The sequence below is a fragment of the Mesorhizobium sp. M1322 genome (assembly GCF_040318085.1).
Taxonomy (GTDB): Bacteria; Pseudomonadota; Alphaproteobacteria; order Rhizobiales; family Rhizobiaceae; genus Mesorhizobium.
Genome location: NZ_JAMYLP010000037.1, coordinates 47091 through 53242 on the forward strand (window position 1 = coordinate 47091; position 6152 = coordinate 53242).

General features: G+C 63.9%; 7 protein-coding genes. All 7 read right to left on the reverse strand.

Annotated features, from left to right (window positions below):
* Positions 1–31 precede the first annotated feature (31 nt).
* On the reverse strand, positions 32–307 hold the full coding sequence (locus NKH12_RS15880; protein ID WP_352953998.1) for a sarcosine oxidase subunit delta: 276 nt from the start codon (positions 305–307) through the stop codon (positions 32–34).
* 16 nt (positions 308–323) lie between these two features.
* A complete protein-coding gene (locus NKH12_RS15885) occupies positions 324–1577 on the reverse strand; it encodes a sarcosine oxidase subunit beta family protein (protein ID WP_352953999.1) in 1254 nt (417 codons plus the stop codon).
* Between the two features lie 36 nt (positions 1578–1613).
* Positions 1614–2921, reverse strand: a complete 1308-nt coding sequence (gene glnT, locus NKH12_RS15890; RefSeq protein WP_352954000.1) for a type III glutamate--ammonia ligase — start codon at positions 2919–2921, stop codon at positions 1614–1616.
* Positions 2922–2958: 37 nt separating this feature from the next.
* Positions 2959–4287 (reverse strand): FMN-binding glutamate synthase family protein, encoded by a 1329-nt coding sequence (locus NKH12_RS15895; protein WP_352954001.1) that lies wholly within the window; start codon positions 4285–4287, stop codon positions 2959–2961.
* A gap of 6 nt (positions 4288–4293) precedes the next feature.
* On the reverse strand, positions 4294–5025 hold the full coding sequence (locus NKH12_RS15900; RefSeq protein ID WP_352954002.1) for a GltB/FmdC/FwdC-like GXGXG domain-containing protein: 732 nt from the start codon (positions 5023–5025) through the stop codon (positions 4294–4296).
* A 4-nt stretch (positions 5026–5029) separates the two neighbouring features.
* Positions 5030–5926 carry a class II glutamine amidotransferase gene (locus NKH12_RS15905; RefSeq protein WP_352954003.1) on the reverse strand — a complete coding sequence of 299 codons (897 nt, stop codon included), beginning with the start codon at positions 5924–5926 and terminating at the stop codon, positions 5030–5032.
* A gap of 42 nt (positions 5927–5968) precedes the next feature.
* The coding region (locus NKH12_RS15910) for a hypothetical protein (RefSeq protein ID WP_352954004.1) at positions 5969–6152 on the reverse strand (184 nt) is incomplete at its 5' end.

Below are 6152 nucleotides of genomic sequence, written 5' to 3' on the forward strand. Positions count from 1 at the left end.
TGCACGAGCGCCGCGCTGCCCTGGACAGAATTCATCTTGCGGCCTGCCTTGCACCAACACCCGCCGCCGGCTCGACCGAGGAAATCTCATGTGTCAGCGTGTTGCGGGTGATCTTCAGCCAGGCCCGGCAGCCGCCACCATGGTACCAATGTTCGCTCATTTCGCCGGCAATGTTGTCGCGCAGATAGACGTAGTCGAACACCTCGTCTTCCGAGGCGCCAGCCGCCGGACGCACCGGCTTGGCGTCGCCAAGACAGGTGAACTCGCCGAGTTCACGTTCGCCGCAGAAGGGACAGGCAATACGCATGTTTTCTGGGCCGTCCTCAGTGCAGGTTCGGTTGGGCGCCGACGCCCTTTTCATCGATCATCGCGCCGCGCCGGAATCGGTCGAGGCGGAACCTAGCAGCCTCTTGGTGCGGCTCGTCGCGGGCCAGAAGATGGGCAAAGACAAGGCCGGAGCCGGGCGTTGCCTTGAAGCCGCCATAGCACCAGCCGGCATTGAGATAGAGCCCGTCCACCGGCGTCTTGTCGATGATCGGTGAACCGTCCATCGACATGTCCATGATGCCGCCCCACTGGCGCAAGAGGCGCACGCGGCCGATCATCGGCATCAGCGCTATGCCGCCCTCGCAGACGTCTTCCATGACCGGCATGTTGCCGCGCTGGGCATAGGAATTGTAGCCGTCTATGTCGCCGCCGAAGACCAGCCCGCCCTTGTCGGACTGGCTGACGTAGAAATGGCCGGCGCCGAAGGTCATGACGTTGGGGATCAGCGGTTTGATCGCCTCGGAGACGAAGGCCTGTAGCACATGGCTTTCGATCGGCAGGCGCAGTCCCGCCATCGCCGCGACCCGCGACGAACTGCCGGCGACAGCCATGCCGACCTTGCCAGCGCCGATCTTGCCACGCGATGTCTCGACCCCGGTCACCTTGCCGTTGGCATCGCGCACGAAGCCTGTCACCTCGCAATTCTGGATGATGTCGACGCCGAGCGCGCTCGCCGCATGGGCGTAGCCCCAGACCACCGCGTCATGGCGCGCCGTGCCGCCGCGCCGCTGCAGCAGGCCGCCTTGCACGGGAAAGCGTGCATTGTCGAAGTTCAGGAACGGCATCATCTTCTTGACCGCCGCCAGGTCGAGCAATTCGGCATCGATGCCGTTGATGCGCATCGTGTTGCCGCGCCGCGCATAGGCGTCGCGCTGCGCGTCGGAATGATAGAGGTTGATGACGCCGCGCTGGCTGACCATCGTGTTGTAGTTGAGGTCCTGCTCCATGCGCTCCCACAGCTTCATCGACAGCTCGTAGAAGCCGGTATTGCCGGGCAGCCCGTAATTGGAGCGGATGATGGTGGTGTTGCGGCCGGCATTGCCGGAGCCGATCCAGCCTTTTTCGAGCACGGCGACATTCCTGATGCCGTATTCGCTGGCCAGGAACCATGCCGTCGCCAGGCCGTGGCCGCCGCCGCCGATGATCACCACGTCGTAGTGATCCTTCGGGCTGGCGTCGCGCCAAGTGCGCTGCCAGTTTTTGTGGCCGGAAAATGCCGCCCGGGCGAGGGAGAAGATCGAGTATTTCATGAACCTGTTTCGCGCCGGGCGTGCAACAATTCCGGATCAGATGTCGAGCGTGTGGTCACGCTCCCACTGGGTGAAGTGGGAAGCATAGGAATTCCATTCCTGGTGCTTGAGCTTTAGATAAGCCGACGAGAATTCCTCACCCAGCGCCGCCTTGAGCGATTTGTCGTTGTCGAACTCGCGCAGCGCATCGAGCAGGTTGAGCGGCAGCTTCGGCGCACCCTCCACCGTATGGCCGAACTGGTACATGTCGATGTCGTAGCGCTTGCCCGGATCGGCCTTTGAGCGGATGCCGTCGAGGCCGGCGGCGATGATGACGGCCTGCAGCAGATAAGGGTTTGCCGCGCCGTCGGGCAGGCGCAGCTCGAAACGGCCGGGGCCGGGCACGCGCACCATGTGGGTGCGGTTGTTGCCGGTCCAGGTCACCGAGTTCGGCGCCCAGGTAGCGCCCGAAATGGTGCGCGGCGCATTGATGCGCTTGTAGGAATTGACCGTCGGGTTGGTGATCGCGGCAAGTGCGGAGGCATGTTTCATGATGCCGCCGAGAAAATTCTTGCCCTTCGCCGACAGGCCGAGCTCCATGGCGTTGTCTGCAAAGACATTGGTCTTGCCGTCCTTGTCCCACACCGAGATGTGGGCATGGCAGCCATTGCCGGTCAGGCCGGGGAACGGTTTTGGCATGAAGGTGGCGCGCAGGCCGTGCTTTTCGGCAACGGACTTGACCATGAACTTGAAGAAGGAATGCTTGTCGGCGGTCGCCAGCGCATCGTCGAAGGCCCAGTTCATCTCGAACTGGCCGTTGGCGTCCTCATGATCGTTCTGGTAGGGCCCCCAGCCGAGTGCCAGCATGTGGTCGCAGATTTCAGCGATGACATCGTAGCGGCGCATCACCGCCTGTTGGTCGTAGCAGGGCTTTGAGGCCGTGTCGTATTCGTCGGAAATCGTCTTGCCGTCCGGCGAGATCAGGAAGAACTCGGCCTCGACGCCGGTTTTGACATGCATACCGTCGCCCGCCGCCTCGTCAATCAGCCGCCTCAGCGTGTTGCGCGGCGCTTGCTCGACCGATTTCTCGTCCATGATGCAATTGGCGGCAATCCAGGCGACTTCCGGTTTCCACGGCAGCTGGATGACCGAACCAGGATCCGGCACCGCCAGCATGTCTGGATGCGCCGGCGTCAGGTCGAGCCAGGTGGCAAAGCCGGCAAAGCCGGCACCGTCCTTCTGCATGTCGGCGATGGCTTGCGCCGGCACCAGCTTGGCGCGCTGCCCACCGAACAGGTCGGTGTAGGAAATCATGAAATATTTGACGCCGTTCTCTTTGGCAAAGGCGGCGAGATCGTTCCCCATTATAGTTCCTCGCTTATTGGTATTTGATAGTTTGGTATCAGAAGCCGTTCTTCCCCGGAATCCAGTTGGTGCCGGCCAGCGGCACGCCGGCCATGGCGGCGGCTTCGATCGTCAGCGCGACGAGATCTTCGGGCTCGAGATTGTGCAGGCTGTTCTTGCCGCAGGCGCGCGCGATCGTCTGAGCCTCCAGCGTCATCACCTTCAGGTAGTTGGCCAGCCGTCGCCCGGCGGCGATCGGGTCGAGCCGCATCATCAGTTCGGGATCCTGCGTGGTGATGCCGGCCGGGTCGCGGCCCTCATGCCAGTCGTCATAGGCGCCGGCGGTGGTGCCGAGCTCGTTGTATTCCGCCTCCCAGCGCGGATCGTTGTCGCCGAGCGCGACAAGTGCGGCCGTGCCGATCGACACCGCGTCGACGCCGAGCGCCAGCGCCTTGGCGACATCGGCACCGTTGCGGATGCCGCCGGAGATGATCAGCTGCACTTTGCGATGCATGCCGAGATCCTGCAGCGCCTGCACCGCCGGCCTGATGCAGGCAAGCGTCGGCTGGCCGACATTCTCGATGAACACTTCCTGGGTTGCGGCGGTGCCGCCCTGCATGCCGTCGACCACGACGACATCTGCGCCTGCCTTCACCGCAAGCGCTGTGTCGTAATAGGGCCGCGCGCCGCCGACCTTGACGTAGATCGGCTTTTCCCAGTCGGTGATTTCGCGCAGCTCCAGGATCTTGATTTCCAGATCGTCGGGCCCGGTCCAGTCGGGATGGCGCGAGGCCGAGCGCTGGTCGATGCCCTTCGGCAGCGTGCGCATTTCGGCGACGCGGTCGGAGATCTTCTGGCCAAGCAGCATGCCGCCGCCGCCGGGCTTGGCGCCCTGGCCGACGACGATCTCGATCGCATCCGCCCGGCGCAAGTCGCGCGGGTTCATGCCGTAGCGCGATGGCAGATACTGGTAGACGAGCGTCTTGGAATGGCCGCGCTCTTCCTCGGTCATGCCGCCGTCGCCGGTGGTCGTCGAGGTGCCCGACAGCGTCGCGCCGCGGCCGAGCGCTTCCTTGGCCGGGCCGGACAGCGACCCGAAACTCATGCCGGCGATGGTGATCGGGATTTTCAGTTCGATCGGCTTTTTTGCATAGCGCGAACCCAGCACGACACTGGTGTCGCAGCGCTCGCGATAGCCTTCCAGCGGATAGCGCGAGATCGAGGCGCCGAGCACCAGCAGGTCGTCGAAATGCGGCAGCTTGCGCTTGGCGCCGGCGCCGCGAATATCATAGATGCCGGTCGTCGCGGCGCGGCGGATCTCGGAGAGTGTGTAGTCGTCGAAGGTCGCGGATTTGCGCGGCGTCGTCGGCGGGTTGCGATAGGTCATGCTGCCTCAATACGCGTCGGCGTTGTCGATGTTGAAATTGTAGAGTGTGCGCGCCGAACCGTAACGCGTGAATTCCCCCGCTTTGACGTCGGTCACCCCGGCGCGGTCGAGCAGGCCTTGCAGCAATTCCAGATGCTCGGGCCGCATCTCCTTGGCGATGCAGTCGGCGCCGAGGCTGCCGACCTTGCCGCGCACGAACAGCCGCGCCTCATAGATGGAATCGCCGAGCGCGTCGCCGGCATCGCCCAGCACCACCAGATTGCCGGACTGCGCCATGAACGCCGACATGTGGCCGATATTGCCATGGACGACGATGTCGATGCCCTTCATCGAGATGCCGCAGCGCGACGACGCATTGCCCTCGATAACCAGCAGCCCGCCCCTGCCGGTGGCGCCGGCATACTGGCTGGCATCGCCTTTGACCGTTATCGAGCCCGACATCATGTTTTCGCCAACCCCGGGTCCGGCCGAGCCATGCACGGTAATGGTGCTGCCGTCGTTCATGCCGCCGCAATAATAGCCGACGCTGCCGCGGACATCGATCGTGACGGGCTGGTCGACGCCGACGGCGACGGAATGGCTGCCTTTCGGGTTGAGCACTTCCCAGGCGGTCTCGTTCGAACCGGGGGTCAAATTATGAAGCGCCTGGTTGAGCTCGCGCAGCGGCATCTCGGCCAAGTCGAAGACCCGTGACGCATGGCTCTGGTCGAGTGCCTTGGAGACGTTGATTGCCGGCATGAACTCAATGCTCCCAGAAATAGACGGTTGCGGGCTCGGGTTCCCAGACCCTCGCATTGTCTATGCCGGGCAGTTTGGTGAGCGCGCGATATTCCGAGCCGAAGGCGACATACTGATCGGTCTCGGCCATGACGGCGGGCTTGCAGGCGATCGGATCGCGCACCACGCCGAAGCCGTTCTTGGTTCCGACGACAAAGGTGAAGAAGCCATCGAGGTCGCTCAGCGTGCCTTCCAGCGCCTCGCCGAGATTCTTGCCATGCGCCATCTGCGAGGAGAGATAGGCGGCCGCGACTTCCGTGTCGTTCTCGGTCTCGAATTTCATGCCTTCGCGGATCAGCTCGCGGCGAACATTGTTGTGATTGGACAGCGAACCATTATGCACCAGGCACTGGTCGGCGCCGGTCGAGAACGGATGCGCACCCATCGTTGTGACAGCCGATTCCGTCGCCATGCGGGTATGCCCGATGCCGTGCGTGCCGGTCATGCTGCGCACGTTGAAGCGATCGACGACCGCTTCCGGCAATCCGACTTCCTTGTAGATCTCGACGACGTCGCCAGCGCCCATGATGCGGACGTCTGGGCGCAGCGCCTGGATGGTTTCGCGCGCTTCATCGATCTTGGCAGGCGCGGTCCTGACCACAGCATGCGTCGATTTCACCGCGATGCTTACCGGCGCTCCGATCGCTTTGGCGAGATCGGCGTCAAGATTGCGGAAATCGTGCTCCGGCTTTGCCGACTGGATGGTGATCTTGGCCTCATTGCCGGATGGCGCTCCATAGATGGCGATGCCGGCGCTGTCGGGACCGCGATCGCTGAGCGAGATCAGCATCTCCGAAAGCATTGAGCCAAGTTGGGGCTCGAGCGTCTTGTCCTTCAAAAACAGTCCGACGATTCCGCACATGTCAGGCTCCCGAGACGAGGTATGATTTAGGTGCTACCAGCTTCATGAGTCGAATTCAACTCGTATGAAAGTTTTTTTCATCTTGGACAAGTGGGGGGGGGGGGGGGGGGGGGCGCGGGCGGCCGGGGGGGGGGGGGGGGGGGGGGGGGCGGGGGGGGGGGGGGGGGCGGCGGGGGGGGGGGGCGGGGGGCGGGGGGGGGGGGCGGGGCGGGGGGGGGGGGGGGGG